This is a genomic window from Vibrio sp. 10N.261.45.E2, from assembly GCF_002875705.1.
GTDB lineage: Bacteria > Pseudomonadota > Gammaproteobacteria > Enterobacterales > Vibrionaceae > Vibrio.
Window position 1 is genome coordinate 11,954 of the sequence record NZ_MCZZ01000123.1, and the last position, 24,880, is coordinate 36,833.

General features: G+C 45.1%; 5 protein-coding genes and 3 pseudogenes. 4 read left to right on the plus strand and 4 right to left on the minus strand.

Going from position 1 to position 24,880, the window contains the following annotated elements; translation table 11 throughout:
• Positions 1 to 36: 36 nt before the first annotated feature.
• The 3 genes and pseudogenes from BCT34_RS11440 to BCT34_RS11450 all read right to left on the minus strand — a co-directional run.
• On the minus strand, positions 37 to 1,683 hold the full coding sequence (locus BCT34_RS11440; RefSeq protein ID WP_076655421.1) for a transporter: 1,647 nt from the start codon (positions 1,681 to 1,683) through the stop codon (positions 37 to 39).
• Between the two features lie 170 nt (positions 1,684 to 1,853).
• Positions 1,854 to 2,570: a FadR/GntR family transcriptional regulator gene (locus BCT34_RS11445; protein WP_076655418.1), complete on the minus strand. Its 717-nt coding sequence runs from the start codon at positions 2,568 to 2,570 to the stop codon at positions 1,854 to 1,856.
• A 525-nt stretch (positions 2,571 to 3,095) separates the two neighbouring features.
• Positions 3,096 to 5,057: pseudogene (locus tag BCT34_RS11450) on the minus strand (heparinase II/III family protein); the annotation flags it as partial.
• Position 5,058: 1 nt separating this feature from the next.
• Between BCT34_RS11450 and BCT34_RS11455 the strand changes: the two are divergent.
• From BCT34_RS11455 to BCT34_RS11470, 4 genes and pseudogenes are all read left to right on the plus strand, one after another.
• Positions 5,059 to 5,610 (plus strand): annotated as a pseudogene (locus BCT34_RS11455) (PfkB family carbohydrate kinase); the annotation flags it as partial.
• 73 nt (positions 5,611 to 5,683) lie between these two features.
• Complete coding sequence (locus tag BCT34_RS11460; protein WP_076655415.1) at positions 5,684 to 6,310, plus strand: bifunctional 4-hydroxy-2-oxoglutarate aldolase/2-dehydro-3-deoxy-phosphogluconate aldolase; 627 nt, start codon at positions 5,684 to 5,686, stop codon at positions 6,308 to 6,310.
• A gap of 774 nt (positions 6,311 to 7,084) precedes the next feature.
• Positions 7,085 to 8,850, plus strand: a pseudogene (locus BCT34_RS11465) (transporter).
• Positions 8,851 to 9,146: 296 nt separating this feature from the next.
• Positions 9,147 to 9,911: a transporter substrate-binding domain-containing protein gene (locus tag BCT34_RS11470; protein WP_076652604.1), complete on the plus strand. Its 765-nt coding sequence runs from the start codon at positions 9,147 to 9,149 to the stop codon at positions 9,909 to 9,911.
• 71 nt (positions 9,912 to 9,982) lie between these two features.
• Here the strand turns inward: BCT34_RS11470 and BCT34_RS11475 are convergent, their stop codons facing one another.
• A complete protein-coding gene (locus BCT34_RS11475) occupies positions 9,983 to 24,526 on the minus strand; it encodes a retention module-containing protein (RefSeq protein ID WP_102300642.1) in 14,544 nt (4,847 codons plus the stop codon).
• Between the last annotated feature and the right edge of the window lie 354 nt (positions 24,527 to 24,880).

Sequence of the window (24,880 nt, forward strand, 5' to 3'; positions counted from 1 at the left end):
CAGGTGGCCGTGATGTTATTTAGGATGCGTATTAAACTAGCTTTCTGCCGGAGTCACTTCGTCTTGCTTCTCGACTTTGTCATCGACCGCTTTAACAAGCAGCAAACCAACAGAGAATACAATCAAGCCACACAGAACGAATACCATGCGTCCCCACATTGGGTTTGGCAGTACGAACATTGTCATTACGCCCACACCCGCAACAGCGATAAGTGAACCCAACATACGACGTTGCTTGTTATCCAGTTTCTTCTGTTCGTTACTTTCAGCAACCAATGGTGTTGCTAGGTTGTTGAAGAACTTGTCTACGTCTTTCTCACGGTGCTCAGCCAAAGGCTTGTAGAACAGAGTTGAAAGAACAAAGAAGCCAGCAGTAAAGACGATGTGACCGATAAGACCGATAGCCACTTTCAGGTCTGCCCACTCACGACCAGTGAGTTCATTTAGACCGAACCAGTTTTGGATCATGTCCGCAGTGATAACGAAACCAACGAAGTAAGAAACCACACCACCGACAACTAGCGTGCCCCAGCCAGCCCAATCCGGTGTTTTACGGATAAAGAAGCCACAGAATGCAGGGATTGTCATTGGGAAGCCGATCAATGCGCCCACGTACATCATGGTGTCGAAAAGGCTCAGACCTTTAAGAGAGTTGATGAACAGAGCAACCAAGATGATCGCGATACCGAAGAAAGTAGACGTTAGCTTAGAAACCACCATTAGCTCTTTCTCTGTCGCTTTCGGGCGAAGAATCGGCTCGTAGAAGTTCTTAACGAAAATACCTGAGTTACGGTTTAGACCAGAGTCCATTGAAGACATAGTCGCAGCAAACATAGCGGCAATCAGAAGGCCAACCATACCTGCAGGCATGTATTCTTGAACAAAGTAAAGGTAAGCGAAGTCAGCGGCTTTGCTGCCAGCTTCTGGGTAAGCTGCTGCTAAATCAACACCTTGACCTGCCATGAACCAAGAAGGCATGAACCAAATGATTGGACCAAGCGTCATTAGTACACAAGCAAGTAGCGCTGCTTTACGTGCGTTGTTTGAATCTTTTGCAGCAAGGTAACGGTAAGAGTTAAGCATGTTATTGGTAATGCTGAACTGCTTTAAGAAAATGAACACAGCCCAGATGCTGAAGATGCTCATGTAATTAAGGTTGTCACCCGTAATGAATGAATCCGTTGGGAAGTCGCTAACGATCTGTGTAACACCGCCACCGTGGTAAATAGCGACTACGGCACATGTCACCGTTACCGCCATGATGATAACCATCTGCATAAAATCAGATGCGATTACCGCCCAAGAGCCGCCCGTCACTGACATGATCAGTACAACCAGACCCGTTAGGATAATCGTCGTTGTCATATCAAAGCCGAAGATACCCGATGCGATGATCGCAAGGCCGTTCAACCAGATACCTGCAGAGATAACGCTGTTTGGCATGCCAGACCAAGTAAACACTTGCTCATTCACTTTACCAAAACGCATACGAATCGCTTCAATTACCGTCACAACGCGCAGTTGGCGGAACTTCGGAGCGAAGTAAAGGTAGTTCATTAGGTAACCGAATGCGTTAGCAATGAAGATAATCGCTACGGCAAACCCATCGGTAAAGGCTTTACCTGCTGCACCAGTAAATGTCCACGCGCTGAACTGGGTCATAAATGCGGTTGCACCTACCATCAGCAGTCTCTGGCTTTTTTCATATATGAAAGCAGCCAATTTTCGTAAACGGTAAGTAATAAAAAAGGTATGCACTTGGCATACCCTTTTAAGTCGTTATTTTAAACAAAGCTGTCATTTCAATCTGAAATGGCTCAGACGTACTTTAAACCATTTCTATTACGCATCTACTACGCAGTCACCAAACGGTGGTTGGCATCTTGCAAGTGTGCAGCAGACACTACTCTCGCCTTGTCACTGTCACCCGCCATGATAGCTTCATAGATTCTACGGTGTTCGTTGATACACGTACTGCCCTCTTCAGAAGAGTGCACAATGAAGTTAACGAACATCGTAGTCAAAATATTACCAAACGGTAGATAGAAGTCGTTGCCTGTCGCATTGAAGATCAAGCTGTGGAAACGAGTATCAATATCTGTCCAACGCTCTTGGTCAAACACTTCCGCTTCATCCACTTCTACCATCTTTTGGAAAATCTCTGAAAGTTCGATACGCTGTTCAGCAGTAGCAAACTTTGCCGCCAGCGCACACGCTTCAGGTTCAATCGCGCGACGAAGGCCCAAGAACTGTGAACAGAATTGGTCTACGTCGGTTAGGCCGTCCATCCATTCAATCAGTTGAGGATCAAGAAAGTTCCAGTATGCGCGGTCGACTACACGAGTACCGATTTTCGGGCGGGACTCTAACAGACCTTTAGAGGTCAATAGTTTCACAGCTTCGCGAAGTGCCGTTCGGCTAATACCAAACTGTTCACACAACGCCATTTCACCAGGAATAATAGAACCTTGTGGCAGTTCGCCAGACAATATTCCACGAGCGATTTCACGCGCTACTTGCACATGCAGGCTACGCTTCGAGCCCGAAATTGAATTAAAAGTGGTAACCATAAGTTCACTTATTTTATATGTTATGTTTATGTATTATTTAAGGATCACTATAACAGTATTTCAACCTACAGCCAATTGAGTAAAATCCAAACGAATCACAACCTGCAAATTTTTATAATAAGAGATTTAAAAAGCATCCTTTGAGAAACGTTATCTTAAATCACTCATAAATCCGTATTCAAAACTAATCCTATCTGTATCGGTATGAAAACCACCAGCACAACCTCGCAAAACCATGGAAGAAAGGTTCACCATTACAAGTGCAATTCATTAACTGCCAGAGATTATTAAAAGTGCTCCCCTTCCCAAATTACATTAGCCTCTTTCCTATACGCATAAAAAAACCGAGCAACTCGCAACGAGTTACTCGGTTTGACTTATTCCCGATATTCTTTGTCATCGACATTAATTTCGTTCAGTTACTCAGATGCGAACACCCTTACAACTCAACATGACATGGTACTTCGTTCCCGCAAAGCACCACATCAATACATGTCATCGTTAAACGACGTGTATGTTAATCATTTACAGTTGAGCAAATGATCCTTCCCACGAGTATGTCTCACCCGCGAACTCCACAGTGTGAGTTGCTTGCTGCGTGTCTTCAGCTTGGTTTGAGATACCGTAGTGGTAAGTGTTGCCAGAAGTAGTCTGAATGCGAACAACAGTCCCGACACTGTTATGGCCCACAACAGATACTGATTTAACCAGACCACGAGCGCCTACAGGCGCTTCGATAGACTCGTTAAAGTAACCATGCGTTTCTAGTACAGAAGCAAACACGTGGTTTTGACCAGACTGACGTAAGATAAGCGCAGGCTCACTCTTAAGATTGAAGTCTGGATCGTTAGCACCAGTGCGAGCAAAAATCACTTCGCTGCCCGCATTAGCGCTGGTTACTAGGCTGTAGTAGCTGCTGTCATGTAGCCAGCTTACTAGAGAGCCCTCTTCGTTCACTTTGCCTGAAGCCACGTTCCAAAGGTGTTGGTAACCGTTGTCATCACCTAATGGCTTCAACGTGCTTTCCATATTGTAATCGAAGTCAGTACGGATGATTTGACCAGAGTGGTGAACGGGTAGGTCGTACTGGTGCTCAGCATCAGCTTCAATGCGGTATACATCGATAATTAATGGCTTATCGAACTCAGGAAGTTCAGCAAGAATCACACTACGTTGCATGTCTACGCCAGTGTAGTACTCAGAAATCGTGCCGCTCATCCCTTGTAGAGATTTGTCGTCTGCTACGAAGAAGTGCTTCTGACCAAACTTAGACTCAGCCAATGCTGAGTTGAAGTTGTTCTGCGTTTTCTGATCAACCGTTACGGTATTGTGAGCAACAGTTTGCTTACAGTAAGACTTGTTCTCTGGGATGTAACGACCACCAAACTTAGGCTCAACGTTTACCCAACGACCGAAGCCGTAATCGTGCAGTACTTCGTGGCCACGGTTGAATACACTTAAGTGCAAACCATCGTAGTGACCGTGGTCTAACGCAGAGTGGTACTGGTGATCAGAACCGTGTTGACCAAACCAGATCAATGCCATGGTATCTGCGGTCTTAGGGTCGTCATCTTGCTCGTCACGGTGACGAAGGATGCTTACGCCGCCTTTTTCTCCTTCAGGGCAGTCGGTTACAAACAGGCTACCCCAGTTGAATGCTTTGATGTCGTCTGCTGCATCAACCGCGTCAGACAATGTTTTACCTGAAGCATGAACCCAAACATCTTGTTGGTGATTAGCCATGCCAAGCAGAGTCTCAGTCTGTTCGTAACGGTGATAACACACAGACGTTGCCATGATAACGCCTTCATCGTTGATAGAAATCGTCTTAGATGAATCGTTTAGCGCTGGCAATGTACCATCTGGGAATGCTGTTTTGAATACAGAGTAAGACGTTGTCTTAATCACTGAGTCGTTGAATTCATAGATACCCACTTCAGGCTGACGACGTTCAATCGCTTCTGCGAACAGGTAGATTGGACGCAAAGAGAAACGGTGGTAGTAAGGACCTTCCATGTAGTAGCCGTCTGGCGAAAACAGTTGGTCAAGTTGCGCTAGGAAACCGCCGCTTACTTTGTCTAGTTTCAAGCCGTATAGTGCTTTGTCTACAGACTCTTGATCGTTGATCGCGTAACCACAAATGCCTACTGCAGCCACTGCCCATAAGCCGTGGTTGTGTACGATATCGAAGTCGTGTGCGTAAGTCACAACGAACATTTCGATCATTTGCTTTAGAAGATCGTCTTCGATCAGACGCTTCTGTTCTTCAGAGATTGTGTGGTAAATGCAGCTGTACGCACAAGAAGCGCAAAGCATCCACATGTTCTCGTTCAACGTTTGATGGAACAGCTTACCCGGAGGGTTAGAGTCACGGCTTACGTTGCTTTCCAATGTTGGGTAAACCGTCGCATACGCAGTCAGCATATCAACGATGTAGTCACGGTACTTTGATTCCTCAGTAATAAGGAACAAACGACCCGCTAGATCCTCTTTTGACGCGGTTTACCTAAGTGGTATTACGCTTGCTATCTTGACAGAGAATGGACGTACGCAGCTATTCAACTTCTTAGACAAATTCAAAGCTCAAGGCGGCCAGGTATTCTTCGACAATAACTTCCGTCCTAAACTTTGGGAAAGCCAACAAGAAGCGATTTCTTGGTACTTGAAGATGCTTAAGTACACCGACACGGCTCTACTAACGTTCGATGACGAACAAGAGTTGTACGGCGACGAAAGCATTGAACAGTGCATTGCGCGCACATCTTAGGCAGGCGTGAAAGAGATTGTGATTAAGCGTGGTGCAAAAGACTGCTTAGTTGTTGAAAGCCAACGTGCTCAATATGTTGCTCCCAACCCAGTAGACAATATCGTAGATACTACAGCAGCTGGCGATTCGTTCAGTGCCGGCTTCTTGGCTAAGCGCTTAAGCGGTGGTAATGCTCGTGATGCAGCATTTGCAGGTCATATTGTAGCGGGAACCGTGATTCAGCATCCAGGTGCTGTTATTCCTCTAGAAGCAACGCCTGATTTATCACTATAATTACGTACTTTAACTATTAATCAAGGGATTGCTTAGTTGAAAGCAAACCCACAATTAACGTGAGAAAGAATTCATGACGACATTAAATGAACAACTAGCAAACCTAAAAGTAATTCCTGTTATCGCTATCAACCGCGCGGAAGACGCTATTCCTCTAGGTAAAGCACTGGTTGAAAACGGCATGCCATGTGCAGAAATCACGTTACGTACTGAATGTGCAATTGAAGCGATTCGCATCATGCGTAAAGAATTCCCAGACATGCTGATCGGTTCAGGCACGGTGCTGACTAACGAGCAAGTTGACGCATCTATCGATGCTGGTGTGGATTTCATTGTAAGCCCAGGTTTCAACCCTCGTACTGTTCAATACTGTATCGACAAAGGTGTTGCTATCGTACCGGGTGTTAACAACCCAAGCCTAGTTGAGCAAGCAATGGAAATGGGTCTTCGCACGTTGAAGTTCTTCCCTGCTGAACCTTCTGGCGGTACTGGCATGCTTAAAGCACTAACTGCGGTTTACCCAGTTAAATTCATGCCTACTGGTGGCGTAAGCTTGAAGAATGTTGATGAATATCTATCTATCCCTTCTGTTCTTGCTTGTGGCGGTACTTGGATGGTTCCAACTAACCTTATCGACGAAGGTAAGTGGGACGAACTAGGCAAGCTTGTTCGTGACGCGGTTGATCACGTTAACGCTTAATCTGTTTTAGATTTAGTGGTAGAGCCTCACTTCGGTGGGGCTTTTTGTTATCCAAGTATTAGTGGCCACATACCTATTTGGCAGTGTGTGTTCGTTTCTTGCTCCTGTATATAGAAATGCCAACTCTCCAATCCTTCACCTGCCTATACTCATCGCTTTTGTCGTACAAACTAATCAAACCTCGCCAGATCAAGAACCAACTTAACTGGTGTCTAAGCGATCCACGATTCGTTCTGCTTGTTTAGTCCTTGTACACCTATTACGAGGTGGTAAACCTTAACAAGGGGCTGGCTCGCATTGTCAATGCGCGATTTGAGCAAGAATATGGCCACCCTTCACCAACATTGATATCAAGAAGAGTCTAGACACAATGCCTATACTCAGATAAATCTAATATGTTCATAAAAACAAGAAGCTATATCGATACCAACAACGTGATAGCAACTACTTTTAATCATGAAAGGTGTCGCAAAATTAAGCTCTTTTGTAGCACACTTATTACGGTTATAACTAAAATCTTATGTGTGCCGCTACTTACGCCCCTTTGGCTTATATTGTAATACATATGAACATTTACAAGGTCGTTTGGCTCAAAACAAAATCAAAAGCAGATTTCAACTAAACACCTTTAAAACAACAACTTATACCGACTCTTAATATTTAACTAAAAATCAATGCGACCTAGATTATACTAAAGACACATTGTAGTACAAATAAACCTTTAGACGCGTTAATCTAAGCCCAGTTAATTATGATATTTAAAAGGCTGAAAAGATGACTATTGATACTTTTGTTGTTCTCCCTACTTCTTCTTTTTAATCGCTATTGGTTGGATGTTCCGTAAGTTCACCACGTCGACTAGTGATTACTTCAGAGGGGGCGGCAAAATGTTGTGGTGGATGGTTGGTGCAACTGCCTTCATGACACAGTTTTCAGCATGGACGTTTACAGGTGCCGCAGGACGCGCGTTCAATGACGGTTTCGTTATTGTAATCCTATTCTTAGCCAATGCTTTTGGCTACTTCATGAACTATATATACTTCGCTCCAAAGTTCCGCCAACTTCGTGTGGTAACGGCGATCGAAGCTATTCGTCAGCGCTTTGGTAAAACGTCTGAACAGTTCTTCACATAGGCAGGTATGCCTGACAGCCTTATCTCTGCGGGTATCTGGCTGAATGGTCTTGCTATCTTCGTAGCAGCGGTATTCAACATCCCAATGGAAGCAACCATTGTGGTAACGGGTATGGTTCTAGTATTGATGGCAGTAACGGGCGGCTCTTGGGCGGTTGTTGCTTCTGACTTCATGCAAATGCTCGTTATCATGGCGGTTACGATTACTTGTGCGGTTGCAGCTTACTTCCACGGTGGCGGCCTAACTAACATCGTTGCAAATTTCGACGGCGACTTCATGTTAGGTAACAACCTAAACTACATGAGCATCTTCGTTCTTTGGGTTGTGTTCATCTTCGTGAAGCAGTTCGGTGTAATGAACAACAGCATCAACGCTTACCGTTACCTATGTGCGAAAGACAGTGAAAACGCACGTAAAGCGGCAGGCTTAGCATGTATCCTTATGGTTGTTGGTCCACTAATTTGGTTCCTACCACCTTGGTACGTAAGTGCATTCATGCCTGAGTTCGCTGAGCAATACACATCAATGGGCGACAAAGCCGGTGATGCTGCTTACCTAGCATTCGTACAGAACGTAATGCCAGCAGGTATGGTTGGTCTTCTTATGTCAGCAATGTTCGCTGCAACGATGTCTTCTATGGATTCAGGTTTGAACCGTAACGCTGGTATCTTTGTAATGAACTTCTACAGCCCTGTTCTTCGTCAAAATGCGACTCAGAAAGAGCTGGTTATTGTAAGTAAGTTAACGACTATCATGATGGGTGTCATCATCATCGCGATTGGTCTATTCATCAACTCTCTACGTCACTTAAGCTTGTTCGATATCGTAATGAACGTAGGTGCGTTGATTGGCTTCCCGATGCTTATCCCTGTACTACTAGGTATGTGGATTCGTAAGACACCAGATTGGTCTGGTTGGTCTACTCTAGTGGTTGGTGGTTTCGTTTCTTACATCTTCGGTATCTCTCTTCAAGCAGAAGACATCGAGAACCTATTTGGTCTAGAAACAGCACTTACTGGCCGTGAATGGAGCGACTTGAAAGTTGGTCTAAGCCTAGCAGCTCACGTAGTGTTCACAGGTGGTTACTTCATCATGACCTCTCGCTTCTACAAAGGCCTAACGCCAGAGCGTGAGAAAGAAGTTGACCAACTATTCACTAACTGGAACACGCCGCTAGTAGCGGAAGGTGAAGAGCAACAAAACCTAGATACTAAACAGCGTTCAATGCTTGGTAAGCTTATCAGCACAGCAGGTTTCGGTATCCTAGCAATGGCTCTGATTCCAAACGAACCGACAGGACGCTTACTGTTCCTACTATGTGGTTCGATGGTACTGACCGTTGGTATCCTACTGGTTAACGCATCTAAAGCTCCGGCTAAGATGAACAACGAGTCAGTTGCTAAATAGCTCAATCGCTAAAGAAAGCATCTAACACGTTAAACCAATAATGAAGCCCATGTTATTCGATAACATGGGCTTTTTGTTTACCACTTAAAGTTGCTGATGCTTTTAAATCTGAATAGCACTTTAATGTGTCTTGTCCCCTTCCCTAAACCTTTCCATTCCACCCTTGTTTCAGACAGAGTCTTCTTACCTCTATTTTTTGCAATCGCACTTTCTTTTTAACTTTCCAATGGTTTGATCTCTTTCTGCTTTTCTTTCTGTTACTTTTAACAACTAGACAAACACAACAGATAATTACAATGAAAAAAACATCACTATTACTTGCTTCCATTACACTGGCACTTTCTGGTGTTGCACAAGCTGACCAGTTAGAGGACATTCAAAAATCAGGCACACTTCGTGTCGGCACCACTGGCGACTACAAGCCTTTTTCTTACTTCGACGGCAAAACCTACTCTGGTTATGACATTGACGTCGCTAAGCATGTTGCAGAGCAGCTGGGTGTCGAATTACAGATTGTTCGTACCACATGGAAAGACCTACTGACCGACCTAGATGACGACAAGTATGACATCGCAATGGGCGGCATTACTCGCAAAATGCAACGCCAATTAAACGCAGAGCAAACTCAGGGCTACATGACCTTTGGTAAGTGTTTCTTAGTTGCGAAAGGCAAAGCAGAACAGTACGACAGCATTGAGAAAGTAAACCTTTCTTCGGTTCGTGTAGGCGTTAATATTGGCGGCACTAACGAGATGTTTGCAGACGCTAACTTGCAAAACGCAAACTTCACACGTTACGAGAACAACTTAGATGTGCCGCAAGCCGTTGCGGAAGGTAAAGTTGATGTCATGGTGACAGAAACCCCTGAAGGTCTGTTCTATCAAGTAACGGACGAGCGCCTTGAAGCAGCTCGTTGTGAAACTCCGTTCACCAATAGCCAATTCGGTTACCTAATTCCTAAAGGCGAACAACGTTTGTTGAACACAGTGAACTTCATTATGGATGAGATGAAATTGAAAGGCGTTGAAGAAGAGTTTCTGATCCACAACTCTCTGAAATAATCTTCTATCGTTCTAGATAAAAAAATAGGCCAGCATTGCTGACCTATTTCGTTTTGGTTTAATGGTTCGCGTTAACCGTGAGTGATCACATTCTGCTGTACTAATGCATCCAGAATATCCGAAGGCATAGTGCCACTTAGTGTTAACTGAGGAGCAAGGTCTTCAACCACGATCACTTGCTCTGTGGTCCCTACGCCATCTGGGTTGATCGTAAGCTCAATATCATTCCCTTCCACCTTCGCGTCTATCTGTTGAAGCAACGCAGTCATGTCTGGAGACGTATTTTTAAGCTCTGGCAACACTTCACGCAGATCGATTTGATCTCCTTCCGACAGGCTGAAATCGGTAATGGTGTCTTCAACGCCATCTTCAATATTAAGCCATACGAACGAATCCATACCATCGCCACCGGTTAGAATATCTGAACCGCCGCCGCCGATGAGTGTGTCGTTACCGTCACCACCCACGAGCGTATCATCACCTGCGCCACCTTCCAGTCTGTCATTACCTGTACCGCCCGTTAAGTCTGTCGCATTAGCACCAGCCAGTAACTGAACGTCATCGGTTTCCGAAGCCAAGTTAATATCAACCGCGTTAGACACAATGTTCAAATTCAGGTCAATCGATGTAGAGGTTGCCGTATCGTTGTTGCCAGTCTCTTCAGAAACCGCCTCAACTTTCAGCGTGTAGTTACCTGGAGTTTGAGAAAGCCCAACCGCTTGCAAGCTTTCAATTGCATCCGCCGTTGCTACCCACACACCACCGCCAAGATCCGTCACAGAACCGGCTGTACTGGTGATTTGAGCGCCAGCAGGCACATCACTGATATGCAGCGTTAGCTCTTCTGTAATGTCCGTTAAGGCTGCGATAATCCCAACTAAAGGAATGCCACTCGCACTCACTGACTGGCTCGCAGTTATGTTTCTCACGTAGTTAGTCGCACTATCGATAGACAAGGTTGGTGCATTCGCTACTGGCGTCACCGCGATGTTGTAAACCACAGGTGCTGTCTCTATCGCGATACCTGAAGGGTTGCCGCTGTCTTTGGCGATAACTTCTAATCCAATGCTATTGGTCGGAGATAGGCTCGCATCAAGAAACACACCATTTTGACTGGTTGGCGTATCAATCAACGCATTCAGGTCGCTCAATGTCCCCACTAAGATGACTGAACCCGTATTGTTACCGTTAACTACAACCGTCGTCACAGGCGGAAGCGATACGTTTAATGTGCCGTAATCCACCGTCAGTGTGACTGTCATTAAGTCATCAGAAAATGCATCTACATAATCAGGGTCACTGACATTGATACCACTCAACAGTTGACCAGCATCCTCATCGATAAGAGTGGTGACACTGTCACCATTAACAACAGGCGTATCGTTCACTCCGTCGACAATCGCGGTGATCTCCGCTGTATCCGTTAGGAAATCATTGCTGCCGTTGGTGGTACCATCATCCTCTACGGTGTAGGTAAACTTAACGTTGCCGTTGTATTCATCAGCTGCCGTAAATACCCAGTATGGGCCTGTGATCGTAGCATCATCAGCGCCACCTATGTTCTCGAAGCGTTGTAGCTGACCTTGACCTTCATCGAGCACCAGATTAGTTACGGTAATCGTATCGTTCTCTGGGTCGCTCGTTGCGCCGATCAGGTCTTCCTCTTTGATGATTAACTGACCTTCTTCCAGGATGGTGCCTAGGTCGATGTCCGTAGCAATAGGTTGATCATTCACTTCGGTTACTTCAAGACTAATTTCAGCACTGTCGGTTAGGAAATCATCCACTCCATTAGTTGTACCGTCATCAGTAATTGAGTAATTGAATTTAACGTCGCCGTTAAAATCATTGTCCGCTACAAATAGCCAGAATGGACCGGTAATCGTTGCATCATCAGCACCACCAGCATTTTCGAAGCGCGTTAGTTGGCCTTGCCCCTGAGTCAGAGTTACACCAGTTACCGTTAAGTTGTGGTTTTCTGGATCAGAGCTTGCTGCAATCAAATTACCTTCAACAATGACGATTTGGCCATCTTCAGCAATCGAACCTAAATCAACATCAGTCGCGACAGGAGCATCATTCACTTCCGTTACGACGAGGCTAATTTCAGCATTGTCAGTTAAGAAATCATCCACACCGTTGGTGGTACCGTCATCAATAATGTCGTAACTGAACTTCACATCGCCATTAAAATCATTGGCTGCAGTGAATATCCAGAATGGTCCTGTAATCGCAGCGTCATCGGCGCCACCAGCGTTTTCAAAGCGCGTTAATTGGCCTTGTCCTTGAGTCAGGGTTACACCCGTAACCGTGAGGTTATGGTTTTCGATGTCAGAACTTGCTGAAATCAAATCGCCTTCCACAATCACTATTTGACCATCTTCAGCAATCGAACCTAAATCAACATCTGCGGCGACAGGTGCATCGTTCACTTCCGTTACCTTGATGGTAAAAGTTGTCTGGTTGATTTGTGCTGTATTAGGGTCACCCGCGTCAATCAAGCCGTTATTACCACCGTCATCGAGTGTCGCATTGATCGTGACTAAACCACTCTGGTTGAGGTAGTTCTGGTCTGGATCTGGTTTGAAAGTCACCGCGCCATTAGTCAATGCGGTATTGATGTCGGCTTCTTTACCGCTCATAACCAATGAACCGTCAGGTTGCAATACAAACATCACGTCAGGAGAGCTCGTAAACTCAAACACACCCTGCGCTCCCGGCAGTGCTTGATCCACTTGTAACGTAAGAACATACGGCGCATCTGGGTTATCAAAGTTAGCGTCAACATCGTAGATACTGAAGTTGTCGATAGCGATGCTAATATCTTCTTGCGTTTCAATGTTGGTGACATTCACAAACGTCGGTTGATCGTTAATTGGATCAATCACTAAATCGACATCAAAGCTGGTTGGCGTGCCTAAGTATTCAGTGTTATCAGCATCTGTATCCACCGAGCGAACCGTAATTTGTAATGGGCCATTAATGCCAAGTACATTGCCCGCATCGCTGTTATGTTCACCTGAGTTGAATACGATCTTATCTAACGACTGAGCCGAGACATCAAGTGTCCATAGCTGCGTCACCGGATCGTAGCTCGCTAAGGTTGTGCCATCAGGGTAGAAAATAGAAGCATCTTGAGGCACGCCTGCCACTTCAACTCGAAGTGTTTCTGGCGCGTTTTCGCTATACGTTCCGCTTCCTGTTGCCGACAGTTCTTTATCCAAAATCGTCGCATTGATTTCGATATCAATGTTTTGACCTTCGTTGCCTGTCACAGAGTCAGTTGGATTGGTATCAACATCGTCACCCACTGGCACCACATGCAGTTTAAAGCTCGGCAGATTCGATGCTGCAGTAGGCACGCCCAACAAAGATTCTTGAGTAAAGACAGCAACGCCAAATTCCGCCGTACCACTGAAGTTTTTAGGCGGTAAAATCGAAATCTCACTCAAATCAAATGACAGTCCTGATGCTTGAGGTAATTGAACACTCCACTCACCACCACCATTGTTCTTCACAGTATAAGCGGAGCCCGGATCTGCACTCATTAAGAAGCCATCAGGTACACCGGTGAACTTAATCGAAACGAACTGTTCTGAGCCGTCTAAGTCAGTGAGTGCAATAGAGACAGGACCCGTTCCCGATAGAGAAATAGCTTGGTCTTCATTGCCCGTAATCTCAATAACATCAGGATCACTGCCCGGCCCTGTCACAAGCACATCATCAACCACTGGGACAACTTCAAAGCTAACACTGGTATTAAACGTATCAGTATCAGTTGCCGTACCGATTGGAGACGAGGCGTCATTGTATGTCGCAGTATCGGTAATCGTACCGCTAACATTAACTTGCACCTGATTGACGTCATTACCCGTTGGATAGTTTAACGTAGGTCGGAACAAGACATTGTCTAGCGCGCCCGTATTAATCTCTGCCTCAGTGAACGTCACTGATGTACCAAGAGAAACACCCGCACTGGTATAAAACGCACCGACGCTCGTATCATCCAAAGTCAGCGTAATAGAAGTGAATTTTTCGTCACCACCTTCAAACCCACTGACTTGGTCCTTAATGGTTGAGCTGAAATCAAGCTGAATATAAGTATCTTCGTAACCCACAGGATCTTGTCCAGCTTGACCGTCAGTATCGACAGGGTTAAACAAATCATCTAGTGAGCCAGTTACCGTCACATCAAAGTCTGGATTACCTTCAACATCAGGCGCTACTTTAATGACCACATCGGTCACCAAGGTTTTCTCATCACCAGACTGTGTATCTTTGGTCACTATCGTGATTGGTAATCTAAAGTCACCAGAATAGTCGGCAGGTAGATTCAGTAACAAACCCGATGAATCAACGGCTACACCTTGTTCAACCGTCGTCTCGTAAACGTATTTCCCATTCACAAAGTCAACATCACTTCTTCCCGAAAGGCTAATTGGGAATGATGTAGTGCCATCAATCACTAGCGTACCATCGATTATCACCGTCACTTGATCTGGAGAATCATCACGTCCGGTAAAGCTTATAATGCCGTTTAGAGCTGCGCCGAGATCAAGTTGAACATCCTCAACAGCATCGATAACACTGTCTGGTACTACTGCTATATCAGCAGCGACTTTATCCGGAGCTGTCAAAACTTCTGGATAAGAAAGCGTCACTTCACCACTGAGCTGTACTTGAGCAGACGACTCATTGTTAGCATCACCCGGATCCGACACTAATGTATAAAGTGTCATCTTGATATCATTGAAATCACCAACAACATCATCAGTATCATCCGACGGTGTAAAATCTAAACCTTGAGGTGCGCTGATACTAAAGGCATCTTCATTGGTCACAACCCATCGGCCCCCCCCCTCATAAGAGGCACCAGTTACTAAAAGTTGCCCTAAAATATCATCCGACAACGCGCTTCCGTCAGTGTTAGTCAGCTGAACAATCACTTCGTCAACTTGCTCTTCTACTGTGCTTAAATCCGTTTCTTGGTATCGGACGACATATTCACCATCCCAGATTTCGTCTCCGTTAGTATCAGTCGTTTGGTTATCACTGTTGGTTGTAAATTTAATTACGCCATTAGAGTCAGCCGTGATCTTAGTCAGTTCTCCAGAACCATCTTCGTTTGAAACAACAATCTTGTTATCGGCATCTCCAGGTTCAACAACGGGTCTCACACGCACATCAATCGTACCGGTAATCGTCGCGGTAACAATGCCCTGACCAGGATCAGTTGCATCAACGTATTCATGATCGCGTTCTTCGATCATGACAACCGTATTAAGCGTAAAGTCTGTACTTGAATCTTCTTCCGGGGTTATCTGAATAAAGTTATTGCTCAGCGCAATTTGAGTAAACTCTTCTGGAGTCTGTCCACTCTTTGGTGTGATGGTTAAAGTACCTGCTGCTGCATCGTAGACCCAAGTCACGTCACCATTAACCACAACACTTTCAACACCTGTTGGTATCGTACTGATGACGATTGAAGTGAAGTGCTCATCATCGTCAATATAATCAGAGCCTTCGGGATGCCAGTCAATATTGATAGCCGTATCTTCATCCCCACGAGTCACCGTATTGTAAGTTGCAGAAGTATCAATCTTAGGCTCAACCAACACTCGAACTTCTTGGTCAAAGGTAAGCGTATGACCATCATTCTCGGTCACGATCACTTTACCTTGGATATGAATATTCTCTGTCGACGAATCAACAGGTCTAATACGGATACCTGAAGTTTTCCCCGCGTCAGTGATGTTCGCTTCGTAGATTGGTTTAGACAGATCTGGGCTACCACCCGGACCGGTTTCATAACCGACAAAGTTAAGGTCAATAACTGTACCGTCACCATCTTCCAGAATAACGCCATCAGGAATACCCGAGAGGATAACCGTTATGGATTCTGAACCGTCGTCAGGTAATGGTGTCGTGCCTGTGTCAGGTTTTCTCTCTCCCGACAACACGGTGAAATCAAGCTCAGCAAAGCTATCGCCATTTTGACTCTCTTGAATCGTGGTTTGAACACCAGATGTTGTGCCATCGGTGATTGCTGTCCAAGCCGTACCGTTAGTACCTCCATATGGAATATCTGCGACACCTTTAACCTCTACATTAACCGTCTTAGTTCCCAGAATCTCTTCATCGACTTGCGCACCTGTAGAAAGGTTCGCGGTGTCTTTGACCACACCTGTTACATCAAAGGTAAAATCCACATTGCTGTGTTTAGTTGGAACAACTTCAACGTTAGCCAAATCGGAATACGCAATTTCTTGGTAGTCAACGCCATTGATCGTGATGGTCGGAACGACTGTCGTGGTGCCTAAGAAGTAAAGTACCGCGCCTTCGGTAACATTACTGATGCGCACAAACAGTTCTTCAGATCCATCTGTATCCACTGACCCAGTCATAGTGATGACTTCGTCTAGCGTGAATGCGTCTTTGTTTTCCAAAGGACCAATGTAATCAGGGTCAGCGATATTGTCTTCGTTGATCTTGATACGACTCACACTGAACTTGCCCGGGTCAGCATCGGCAGTCACATCTATAATGATGTTTTGTTCGACAGAGCGAGCGGTGGTTTTGTCTACCCCACCGTTGGCTGAATCATCGTATGGATTGCGTGTCTCCTCGGTGATTGCCGTTGCTTTAAACTCTATCTGCCCAGAGAAGTTATCGATTGGGTTCACTACTGTGCTATTGATATCTGCTGCAGCAATCGTGTAGACACCATTGACCGGCGCTAACACATTGCCATTTTGATCCAACAGCTCAAACTTCCCATCCCCTTGAATCGCTTCAAGCTCATAGGTAATGGTCTCGGTACGGCTGTTATCTTGAGACTCTGCGTTCAGCTGTAGCGTCACATTGTCTTCATCTTCATTCACTTGATATTGATACGTACTATTCGCATCATCCCAAGTCGCAATATCCGCTACCGCTTCAATTTCAATTCTGAAGTTTGAGTTTACGGTGTGGTCTAACGAACCATTATTATCAATTTCGAGCTCGTAGTTGATTCGCACACCATTGTTATTTGAACCGTAATTTTGGTCTGGAACAAAGAACAAGTTGTCGATCGTCGCAATAGTGTCTAGTGGTTGGTTTACGCTTGGAGCAAAGCTCTGCTGCATTTGGGGTGGACCAAACAAGATATCACCGTTTGGCTCAGCGACTAACTTGTGATATTCCACGCCATCAAAGTAATAGAACGTCCCTCTGTGATTACCACTTTGAATCGTCAACTGGCCGATAGACTCGCTGTTATCTTGGTCCTTCAGGTTAACCTGCAGCGCAATTTGTGCTGGTGCATCAGGCAATCCACTTTGATTATCTTGAATATTCTCTAGGCTTGGGGCATCACCCGTTGCATAAGCGATTGTCGAGTCTCTACCCGCATCCTCAAACGTAGTCACCCTGAGCGATACTGCTGAAGACTCTTCGTCCGTAATCGTGATGTTCAAAGGCGTCGATGACGTATCTAAGTCACCGTCTGTCGCAATCACATTGATCGAGAAGTCGATGGTGTCTCCATCATGATCGAGATAATTGGTAGCTCTAAATTCTATTTCGCCATTTGAGTTGATACGCAAAGTACCCAGCTGCCTTTCCTGAGTGCCACCATTGCCATCATCGGTCTGCTCATAAACACGGATAGTTCGACGTCCACTTTGAACATTCAAGCCATCGCTAAAGCCAGTATTGTTACCTCGTTGAAAAACAATATCAGCCCCGTTACTTGAGATACCTTCAATTCGACTTAGTACCGCGCCATCAGCCCCCACATCCGTAGCATTGGCAAACATATCGACTTTAGAACCATTGTAATTCTGACCTTCAATACGAGCGATAGACTGAGTTGTCACTAACGGAACATCATCGGTTACTGTGATTTTCAGATCGATTGCGTTTGATTGGTCTTGGTCAAAATCTTCAGCAATGATTGAAAAATCAAGTTCGATGTTGTTTTCATCGGCCCCATCAGGGTGTTTTAGAGGTTTAAACAGTTCAAACTGATAGCTGTTGTTTGACGTATCAAAAATAATCTCGAAAACAGGCACTTGACCTGTGTCTGTCTGAGCAACGTAAGTAAACGTACTGCCAGATACAGACACAGGTAACCATTCTAAGCTTTCTCCATCGGAGGTTAAGCCAGTTAGAACCAAATCTTCATCAACCAGTTCATACTTCACAACGCCATCGGCACCTTCATCTACGGTGAATAGTCCATTGATGATGGTGTCTTCAGAACGATCCGAACCAATACCAATCAGATCGTCTTCATCGACAACCGTTTCACCAGTCGGAGCAGTCATTACAGGTATATCGTCAATGACTTCAATTGGTAATTGATACTGATTTGAATCATCGCCATCACTGTCTACCGCCACTACATCAAAGGAGATAGACAGCTTATTTCTCGCCTCTGAGCTGGGCTCATGATCAAGAGGGCCAAGCAAGGTAAATGAATACGCTCCGTCATTACCCAGTGCAAGTGTAAAAATAGGCGTTCCGCTTGCGGTTGTGCCTTGATAGGTGGTTGTATTAGCCGCCCCCGTAACCTCAGTTATCGAGATTGCTTCACCACCTGACGATAGCGTAGTTTCCAACGTTGGGATATTACGCAGTTCGTAAACCTCTACTAGGTCAGCACCTTCGGTCGTAACAAATCCACCTGTTGCTTGAGCCCCTCCAGACCCAAGAACATCTTCATCAACCTCAAATGTACTCCCAATAGTCGTATCTGTGATAGTTGGCGCATCATCGAGCACCTCGATTGGTAATACATATTGGTTAGAATCATCACCATCACCATCAACGGCGACAACATCAAACGGGATAGTTAATGTATCGAGGTTGTTCGGTGTCGTAGCGTGATTGAGAGGGCCAAGCAAGGTAAAGGTGTAGGCACCATCATTAGTCAACACTAATGTAAAAATTGGTGTTCCACCTGAGTCAGTTGCCCCTTGGTAGGTGGTCGTGTTAGCAGCTCCAGTGATCTCAGTGATCTTAATACCTTCATTGCCCGACGATAACGTTGCTTCCAGCGTTGAGATATTACGCAGTTCGTAAACCTCAACTTGGTCTGCACCTTCTGTGGTAACAAACGACCCCGTCGCTTGTGCCAGAGTGCCTAAATCATCTTCATCAACGACAAACGTACTCGCAACAGTCGTATCAGTGATCGTTGGCACATCATCCGTCACTGTAATCTTCAGAGCGATCGCATTCGATTTATCTTGGTCAAAATCTTCTGCCACAACAGAGAAGTTAAGGTCAATCGCATTTTCACCCGCGCCATTAGGGTGCTTAAGTGGTTTAAACAATTCGAATCGATAGCTGTTATCTGAGGTATCGAAAATAACCTCGAACACTGCTTCATTACTCGTTGCTGTTTGAGCAACATAAGTAAATGTTGTGCCGTTTTGTGAAACAGGCAGCCACTCTAAGCTTTCTCCATCGGAGGTTAAGCCTGCAATCACTAAATTTTCATCAACCAATTCATACTTAACAACGCCATCGGCACCTTCATCAATCGTGAATAGCCCATTAATAATGGTATCTTCAGATTGATCAGAACCAACGCCACTAAGATCGTCTTCATCGACAACGGTTTCACCAGTAGGAGCTGTCATAACCGGTACACCATCGAGCACTTCGATTGGCAATACGTATTGGTTAGAATCATCGCCATCACCATCAACGGCCACAACATCAAACGGGATGGTTAGTGTATCGAGGTTGTTCGGTGTCGTAGCGTGATTGAGAGGGCCAAGCAAGGTAAAGGTGTAGGCACCATCATTAGTCAACACTAATGTAAAAATTGGTGTTCCACCTGGGTCAGTTGCCCCTTGGTAGGTGGTCGTGTTAGCAGCACCAGTAATTTCGGTGATCTTAATGCCTTCATTGCCCGACGATAGCGTCGCTTCCAACGTTGAGATATTACGCAGTTCGTAAACCTCTACTTGATCAGCACCTTCTGTCGTAACAAATGCACCTGTTGCTTGAGACACTAGAGATCCAAGATCATCTTCATCAACGACAAACGTACTCGTACCAGTCATATCAGTAATGGCTGGCACATCATCCGTCACTGTGATCTTCAGAGCGATCGCATTCGATTTATCTTGATCGAAATCTTCAGCCACGACAGAGAAGTTAAGGTCAATCGCATTTTCACCCACGGCATCAGGGTGCTTAAGTGGTTTAAGCAATTCGAATTGATAGCTGTTATCCGAGGTATCGAAAATAATTTCAAACACAGGCTGATTACTGGTTACCGTCTGTGCGACATAAGTGAAGGTTGTGCCACTTTGTGAAACAGGCAGCCACTCTAAGCTTTCTCCATCGGAGGTTAAGCCTGCAATCACTAAATTTTCATCAACCAATTCGTACTTAATAACACCATCAGCACCTTGATCAATCGTGAATAATCCATTAATGACGGCATCTTCAGATTGATCTGAACCAATGCCAGCAAGATCATCTTCATCAACAACCGTCTCACCCGTTGGCGCACTCATCACAGGCACATCATCGAGCACTTCGATTGGTAACATATACTGATTAGAATCATCACCGTCACCATCAACTGCAACGACATCGAATGGAATCGTTAAAGTATTGGAATTCGGACTTGTTGGATGATTCAGCGGACCTAACAACGTAAACGTATAAGAGCCATCATTCGCTAGCGCGAGCGTGAAGATAGGAGTCCCGCTTGTCGTCGTACCTTGATAGGTCGTTGTGTTAGCCGCCCCTGTGATTTCTGTAATCGAAATCGCTTCCGTTCCAGAGGTCAATGTCGCTTCAAGAGCTGACACATTACGCAGTTCGTAAACTTCTACTAGGTCAGCACCTTCTGTCGTAACAAATGAACCTGTTGCTTGAGACACCATAGATCCAAGATCATCTTCATCAACAACAAATGTACTCCCAACAGTCGTATCAGTGATAGTTGGCGCATCATCGAGCACCTCGATTGGTAATACATATTGGTTAGAATCATCGCCATCACCATCAACTGCGACAACATCAAACGGGATGGTTAATGTATCGAGGTTACTCGGTGTCGTAGCGTGATTGAGAGGGCCAAGCAAAGTGAACGTATAAGCACCATCATCAGTCAACACCAATGTGAAAATTGGCGTTCCGCCAGGATCAGTTGCCCCTTGGTAGGTAGTCGTGTTAGCTGCGCCTGTGATCTCAGTGATCTTAATACCTTCACTGCCCGACGATAACGTTGCTTCCAACGTTGAGATATTACGAAGCTCGTAAACCTCTGCTTGGTCTGCCCCTTCTGTGGTAACAAACGAGCCTGTCGCCTGAGCGATAACAGAGCCTAAATCGCCTTCATCAACGACAAACGTACTCCCAACACTCGTATCAGTGATGGTTGGCACATCATCCGTCACTGTGATCTTCAGAGCGATCGCATTCGATTTATCTTGGTCGAAATCTTCAGCCACAACAGAGAAGTTAAGGTCAATCGCGTTTTCACCCGCACCATCTGGGTGCTTAAGCGGTTTAAACAATTCGAATTGATAGCTGTTATCCGAGGTGTCGAAAATAATCTCGAACACTGCTTCATTACTCGTTGCTGTTTGAGCAACGTAAGTAAATGTTGTGCCGTTTTGTGAAACAGGCAGCCACTCTAAGCTTTCTCCATCTGAAGTTAAGCCTGCAATCGCTAAATTTTCATCAACCAATTCATACTTAATAACACCATCGGCACCTTCATCAATCGTGAATAACCCATTAATCATGGAATCTTCAGATTGATCCGAACCAATACCAGTAAGATCGTCTTCATCGACAACGGTCTCACCAGTCGGCGCCGTCATGACTGGCGCACCATCGAGCACCTCGATTGGCAATACATATTGGTTAGAATCATCACCATCACCATCAACGGCCACAACATCAAACGGTATGGTCAATGTGTCTAGATTATTCGGTGTCGTAGCGTGATTGAGAGGCCCGAGCAAAGTAAACGTATAAGAGCCGTCATCAGCCAACACTAGTGTAAAAATTGGTGTTCCACCTGGGTCAGTTGCCCCTTGGTAGGTGGTCGTGTCAGCAGCTCCAGTGCTTTCAGTGATCTTAATACCTTCATTGCCCGACGATAGCGTCGCTTCCAGCGTTGAGATATTGCGTAGTTCGTAAACCTCAGCTTGGTCTGCCCCTTCTGTGGTAACAAACGAGCCTGTCGCCTGAGTGATAACAGAGCCTAAATCATCTTCATCAACGACAAACGTACTCGCAACAGTCGTATCAGTGATGGTTGGCACATCATCCGTCACCGTAATCTTCAGATCGACTGCATTCGATTTATCTTGGTCGGAATCTTCAGCCACAACAGAGAAGTTAAGGTCAATCGTGTTTTCACCAGCGCCATCAGAGTGCTTAAGTGGTTTAAACAGTTCGAATTGATAGCTGTTATCTGAAGTATCAAAAATAATTTCAAACACAGGCTGATTACTGGTTACCGTTTGTGCAACATAAGTGAAGGTTGTGCCACTTTGTGAAACAGGCAGCCACTCTAAGCTTTCTCCATCGGAGGTTAAGCCTGCAATCGCTAAATTTTCATCAACCAATTCATACTTAATAACACCATCGGCACCTTCATCGACGGCGAACAATCCATTGATGATAGTGTCTTCAGATTGATCCGAACCTATGCCTGAAAGATCGTCTTCATCGACAACCCTTTCACCCGTTGGCGCACTCATTACTGGTGCATCATCTGTGACATTGATGAGAATCTCAGCGGCTTGTGATGTACTTGAACCGCCAGATAGTGCAGAACGGTCTCCATCGGCATCAACGGCATAAATAGGTAGAGCAAAGGTTAACAGCGTGTCTTCAGCACCTTGGTGTGAAAGCGATTCGTACAGAGTAAATTCATAGTTCCCCAATGACGGACTATCAACTTTAACATCAAAAACCGTAATTCTAGCGCCATTAACCTCAACATAACCTTCGTAAGTTCGCACACCATTGGTTTCATCAACCAGTTCGAGTAACACAACCTCACCGTTAGATATCAGTGTGCCAGCGGTATTAAACTCTGCAGCTTCAAGTTCATGATGATCGATAATGTCACTATCAAAAATTTCTGAAGTGACACTGCCACTTCCTGATACGGTTGCCGTCCCCTCTTGAGAACCGCCAACAATGCCAGCTTCATCAACATCAATACTGTCGACATTGGTAATGACTGGTTTATCGCCATCAGAAATAGCGAGGTTGATGGTATTGGTTACGACATCTTGGTCAAAATCGGTAACCGTGATTGGCAAAGAGAAAGAAAGCGAATCAGTACCAACTTGCTCAATCGGTCTCAACTGCTCAAATCGATAGGTACCGTCGGTATCTAAGCTAACGGTTAAAATAACGTCGCTGCCACCTTGGATTGACAGTGTGATGGTACTTCCATCAGCAGACAAGGATGCAACGGTCGCCTGATTATCACTGAGCACACCATCAAACTGAGCAAGTACGCTTGAGTCAAAAACAGCTGACTGTAAGTTATCACTACCAATATTTGAAAACGTGCCTGCAATTGCAGCACTGCTTGTTTCAACATTATCGATAGACACGCTTTCGGCAGACGGATCTACCCCATCAAGGACTGTTACTTGCGCATTAATTGGTGTTACGAGCTGATTACCTGCGGTGTCTTGGCCTTGTATGTCAAAGGCGATGTTGATTTGGTCGCCCGTAAAGGAAACTTGTCCGCCACCAATTGACGGAACATGATCTATCGATTGAGAAACGGTTGTGGTCAGCGATAATGCAATGTCATTTCCAACACTCACCGTATCAATATCAATGCGCAGCACCTCATCTGTGCCTTGAACACCAATAATCGAATTGGAGGCTGAATCATACGTAAAGGTAACCGGTTGGCCACTAGAGGTAATGTCGCTATTGAGTTCACTAAGGAGCGAGGCGAGAGAGAGTGTTTCAGGAGCAAAAGAATCTGGGTCAAGCGCTAAACTACCCGCAATTATCGTTTCGGTAGTTGTAATAGATTGGGTATAGGTAATATCAGATATCGAGCCTTCAGTAAGTGACTCGCTGATTGACTGGCCGCCAGATGAACGAGTGATCGATCTGAACTCTTCTCTATCTTCATCTACGGTTTGTTGCTCTAGGCCAGCGGTTTCAAAGAATGTCGATGGGTGAGTTTCTGTGTAGTTATAGTCTATCGTCACAAAGCCAGCGTTTGCAGAACCTTGTCCGCCACCAGCGGCCGTCGCCTCTAAGATTTGAGTCGGATCGGCACCACCTAAAATGGCTTCTTGGATAGCAGCAAATTCATCATCAAAATCTCCTGTATCGGCTTGCTGTAAGTCAAAATTAACTTCTCCAGCGAGCGGAACATCAGCCCACGCTAAATCTTGGTCAACACAGCCAACACAATTGCTGCCTACCTCAGTAACACCGTTTTGGGTGCCTAATACAAGCTCTGCTTGGTTGGCAGTGATAACAATCTCGTTTTCACGAATAATATCACCAGCTGAAATTTTTCGTGCGCTTCCGTCAGACTTAACTACGATGACTTCTCCACTCACTGCCTCAACAACTGCAGCTTGGCGCGAAACTTCAATACCCATATATCCCCCGTGGTCACAAAATGCTGTATTGCTCAACATCGTGAAAATGATAGTAATAACGGCTTCAGGCTTAATTTATATTCAGAACTTATTCTCTTCATTAACAATCAATTACATAAGCTGATGTATGTGATGAGTCTGTTCCGTTTCGCCTGTTTTTTTATAGTTTACTTAACCTTAAGCCTAGTCTTCCTTATCCAAAATGTCATGTCTGTGCGAAGTGGCTTCTTTTCACAAATCTAAGCATTCACTTCAGTTTGTTCATGGACTAAGCAAAAGTTTATAGGGTGTTGATTAGTATGCAATAAAACGCACAACTTAATTACACCTCAAATTTTTATAAATATATACAGT

Coding starts and splice junctions, on each gene's coding strand:
- BCT34_RS11440 (WP_076655421.1), bottom strand. CDS start 1,683: ATGGTAGGTGCAACCGCATTTATGACCCAGTTCAGCGCGTGGACATTT.
- BCT34_RS11475 (WP_102300642.1), bottom strand. CDS start 24,526: ATGGGTATTGAAGTTTCGCGCCAAGCTGCAGTTGTTGAGGCAGTGAGT.
- BCT34_RS11445 (WP_076655418.1), bottom strand. CDS start 2,570: ATGGTTACCACTTTTAATTCAATTTCGGGCTCGAAGCGTAGCCTGCAT.
- BCT34_RS11460 (WP_076655415.1), top strand. CDS start 5,684: ATGACGACATTAAATGAACAACTAGCAAACCTAAAAGTAATTCCTGTT.
- BCT34_RS11470 (WP_076652604.1), top strand. CDS start 9,147: ATGAAAAAAACATCACTATTACTTGCTTCCATTACACTGGCACTTTCT.